Source organism: Eubacterium callanderi (genome assembly GCF_900142645.1).
GTDB classification, from domain to species: domain Bacteria; phylum Bacillota; class Clostridia; order Eubacteriales; family Eubacteriaceae; genus Eubacterium; species Eubacterium callanderi.
In genome coordinates this window covers 156603-160023 of sequence record NZ_FRBP01000004.1, presented here as the reverse complement: position 1 = coordinate 160023, position 3421 = coordinate 156603, and the positions used below count along the sequence as shown (strand labels likewise).

The 3421-nt window shown below is 47.0% G+C and carries 2 protein-coding genes; both read right to left on the bottom strand.

What is annotated here, in order from left to right; genetic code table 11:
• On the bottom strand, window positions 1–2360 hold a 2360-nt coding region (locus BUC22_RS21740; RefSeq protein ID WP_207663158.1), incomplete at its 3' end, for an InlB B-repeat-containing protein.
• A gap of 92 nt (window positions 2361–2452) precedes the next feature.
• Window positions 2453–3421: InlB B-repeat-containing protein (locus BUC22_RS06325; protein ID WP_200805537.1), on the bottom strand; the 969-nt coding region annotated here is incomplete at its 5' end.

The following is a 3421-nucleotide window of genomic DNA, read 5'->3' as shown; positions in this document are numbered from 1 at the left end:
TCGGACTGGGTATTCCAGCCCGTAAAGGTATAGCCTGTTTTGGTGTATCCGTTGACGGTTAGATTGGCCGCCGCATCGTAGGTCATGCTCTGGCTGGCCGTATCGCCGCCATCGGCGGTGTTGCCATCAAATTGGATGGTATAGCTGTTAGCGCGCCACTGAGCGAACAGGGTTATCGTATCGCCATCTGCAGCGGTCAGGTTTTTTACATTTTGACCATCGCTATAGGCAGTTCCCGTACCGTCAGGCTGGGTATTCCAGCCTGTAAAGGTATAGCCGATTCTGGCATAGGCATTATCAGTCAGGTTGGCTGCAACGTCAAAAACCATTGGCTGGTCATTCATACTGCCGCTGTCCGCAGCATTGCCGTCATATTTGATGGTATAGTTGTTGGCACGCCACTGAGCGTACAGTGTTATCATATCGCCATCTGCAGTTGTCAGGTTCTTTACATTTTGACCGTTGCTATAGGCAGTTCCCGTACCGTCAGGCTGGGTATTCCAGCCGGTAAAGGTGTACCCAGTTTTGGTATAGCCGTTGGCCGTCAGGTTGGCTGCCGTATCGTAGGTCATGGTCTGATCATCTGTACTGCCGCCATCTGCCGTGTTACCGTCAAACTTTATTGTGTACTGGTGCGCTTTCCAGAAAGCGTAAAAAGTATTGTTATCCGCGTCTATCGTAGCAACATCGTATGCAGTATAGGAATGGCCGGTACCATCACTTTTGGTGTTCCATGAAACAAACTCATAACCGACTCTTGAGTACTTCAGATGTGTGTCCGAAGTATTATCCAAAACAATGTATCCTGCGCCTGTCCCGTAAAACACATTTTTATAGTCCGGTTCCCGGGTATCCCGGTCTTCATACCTTGTGCCTGAGCCCTCGTTGGGGTCGTAGGTCGGTATATACGATGGAAAATCTATTCCGCCTGTAAAGGCAATATCTTTGTTGTTCAGAGGATGCAGATAGTTATAATACTTTTCCACAATGCTGGTGCGGACCGCTGAAATATTCGGGTATTGGGCGATTTCCTCACTGGTGGGCTTTCTGGAACGGATGTTTCTGCCATTATTTTCAAACTTAACACTCGCGCCGGAAAAATTGATATTGCTCAGCTTATCGCCGTAAATCGCGGACGTTGTTGTGTTTTTTATGGTGAGGTCGCTGCCGGGTTCTACGGTCAAAATAGCATTATTTCTCATTTCAATAGGCGTACCATCCAGAAGGACTGTCCCTTTTAAGATTAAAGTACAGTTATTCCATGTAAAAATCCGGCCGGTGTTTTTGAAAGTACAATCCTCAATGGTCAGCGGACTGCTGCGGTCATGATGAAGATAGCCCACGTTTTCCAGGATACAGTTTTTAAATAAGGTGCTTCCAGACGAGTAAATAAACATAAAATTATCACTCGACATATCCTTAAATGTGCAATCGGTGAACGCACTGCTTTGCGGCCTGTATATCATTTGACCTGTGATATTCTGAAAAGTGCTGTTCGTAAAGCTTGCTGTTACTGACAGAAGGCCTGACGACATATTCGACCACCTTGAATCTTTTATGCTCACCTTTCCGTTGGCTTCAATGCCGCCATAAGTATTATCGCTGGCCGTTAATTTTATGTTGATCATTTCCAGATCAATATTGTTGGTGCTTTTAATATGTTTGGCGTTATCCCCCTGAAGAATGGTGTGTCCATTTCCATTTAAAATTATTTTTACATTTGCCCGGGTAAGCTCTGCCGCTCCATCGCCTGTCATATCGTCATTACTGCTCAGGCTGATGGTATACTGCGCCGCTGTATCCAGGTTAATGGCGTCAAAAGCGGCCTTCAGCGTCGTGTATTTTGTTTGGTCTAAAGCACTGCCGGCGCTGCTAATCTGATATGGCTCCGCATTTGACAAGGGCTGCGCCTGTCTGAGCAATCTCTCTTGGTTATCCGCTTCCTTTTCTACAACCACCTTAATGCTTGGCGCAGCGAGACCGTCTGCCAGCACGTATTCTTCCCCTGCAGAGGCTGTAAAGGTATACTCGCCTGGAGTATCCTTATCGTACTGGGGCTGCGATGTCCAGGTAAGTGGTACCTCCACACCCCTTTCCGGCATTTCGTCTGATTCTTCAAGATCAACGAGCACGCTGTCCGGCAAGCCCAGCTGCTCCGTCTTTGTCCCCAAAGCAATATTCCGGCTTTTCAGATCTTCGTCAGAAACATTAAAGGCGGTAATCACCTGGATTGGATTTTCTGGAGCTACTATTTCGGCCTGAACGGCTGTGCTGAGAAAAATCGGAAATATCATGACTACCATCATTAGCAGGCTTATATATATTTTGTATAATTTTGTATCATTCGTTTTTTTCATCATCTAAATTTCCTTTCTAAATTTTGAACAGTCATTTGATTTTTCACAGCTTATCCTTTAATTAAGTAAAACCATATATTTATCTGCAACGTGTATTATTTCAATTTATTTCTTCTTAACAGTACACCAAAAGTGATACCACAGAGTACTAAAACAAGAACGAGCGGAATATACCCATGGCTTTGTATTCCTGTTCCAACAGGTGTTCCATTTGTATTGTTATCAATTTTTTCAGAATCCGCTTTGGCTGTTTTCAGCACCTTAAGCCCAGTCTGGGCTGAATGAATACCGTTATCTGCCCTTAGCTGATGATCACCTTCTTCGGTGTCAAAAGGCACCTGAAATGTAAGTGTCACCTTTCCATCTGTGTCTGCTGGTGCCTTCCCAATCTCTTTTGGCATCGAGTGCAGCGTAAAAATGACTTCTGCATTCGGTTCAAAGTCTTCACCTGTCAAAGTAATCGTATCGCCATGTTTTCCAATACTCTGGCTTGTGACAATGCTCGGTGTGCGTAAACGCCACTGGGCATACAGCTTGACTACTTCTCCATCGACTATGGTCAGATTTTTAACCTCCTCACCATCGCCATAGGCAGTTCCGCCTCCGTCGGCCTGGGTGTTCCAGCCCGTAAAGGTGTAGCCAGTCTTGGTATAGCTGTTGCGTTCCAGACTAGCCGCCTCGTCATAGGTCATGGCCTGATCGGCCATGCTGCCGCCGTCGGCGGTGTTGCCCTCGAATTGGATGCTGTACTTGTTGGCACGCCACTGGGCGTACAGTGGAACGGTTTCGCCATCTGCTGTGGTCAGATTTTTAACATTCTCACCATCGGTATAGGCGGTCCCGCCGCCATTGGCCTGGGTGTTCCAGCCTGTAAAGGTGTAGCCGGTTTTGGTGTAACCGTTGGCCGTCAGATTGACCGCCGTATCGTAGGTCATGGCTTGATCGGTCATGCTGCCGCCATCGGCGGTGTTGCCGTCGAATTGGATGCTGTACTTGTTGGCACGCCACTGGGCGTACAGTGGAACGGTTTCGCCATCGACTGTGGTCAGATTTTTAACCTCTTC